Genomic DNA, 1032 nt, shown 5'->3' with positions numbered 1-1032 from the left:
GGGCGTGTCAGATGGTCTGTGTAAGCCGTACCGAGAGGAACGGTAAGAATCATGACCATGATCGACGAGAAGAACCCAGGCGAGCCCTCGGGCCAGGACCTGGTCGAGCAGCTGAAAGCCTCAGGGCAGCTTGATGCCCTGTTCGCGCAGATCGACGCGGGCGGCGTCGAGCTCACCGGTGACGGCGGGTTCGTGCCCGCGCTGGTCAAGGCCGCGCTCGAGCGGGGCCTGCAGGCCGAGCTGACCAGCCATCTGGGCTACGAGAAGGGCTCGAGCGAGGCGCCGAAGCACGCCAACTCCCGCAACGGGACCACCCCGAAGACCGTGGAGTCCGAGGTCGGGCCGATCGAGCTGGACGTCCCGCGAGACCGGGGCGGGTCGTTCACCCCGCGCCTGGTGCCCAAGGGCCAGCGGCGCCTCGGGGGCCTGGATGACATGATCATCAGCCTCTATGCCGGCGGAATGACGATCCGGGACATCCAGCACCACCTGGCCTCCACGATCGGCACGGACCTGTCGCACGAGACGATCTCCAACATCACCGACGCCGTGAGCGAAGAGGTCCTGGCGTGGCAGTCGCGGCCGCTGGAGGAGTTCTATCCGGTGATCTATCTCGACGCAATCCGGATCAAGATCCGAGAGAACAGCCAGGTCCTCAACCGTGCCGCCTACATCGCCGTCGGCGTGGACCTCGAGGGCATCAAGCACGTGCTGGGGATCTGGGTCCAGGACACCGAGGGCTCGGCGTTCTGGGCCCACGTCTGCGCCGATCTCGCCAACCGGGGCGTGCAGGACGTGCTGATCGTGTGCTGCGACGGGCTCAAGGGCCTGCCGGAGGCGATCGAGGCGACGTGGCCGGACTCGATGGTCCAGACCTGCGTGGTTCACCTGATCCGGGCCGCGATGCGGTTCGTGGCCTACCAGGACCGCAAGAAGGTCGCCGCCGCGCTGAAGCCGATCTACACTGCCCCCAACGAAGAGACCGCGAGGAAGGCGCTGGCCGAGTTCGAGGCCTCCGAGCTCGGCACGAAG

The 1032-nt window shown here is 67.1% G+C and carries 1 protein-coding gene; it reads left to right on the top strand.

The window, feature by feature from the left end:
• Positions 1-57 precede the first annotated feature (57 nt).
• The coding region (locus tag ABIB16_RS11335) for an IS256-like element ISMlu11 family transposase (RefSeq protein ID WP_354436295.1) at positions 58-1032 on the top strand (975 nt) is incomplete at its 3' end.

Origin of the sequence: Micrococcus sp. UYEF5 (assembly GCF_040546065.1) — a bacterium.
Taxonomy (GTDB): Bacteria; Actinomycetota; Actinomycetes; order Actinomycetales; family Micrococcaceae; genus Micrococcus; species Micrococcus luteus.
This window is presented reverse-complemented; position numbering and strand designations above follow the sequence as displayed.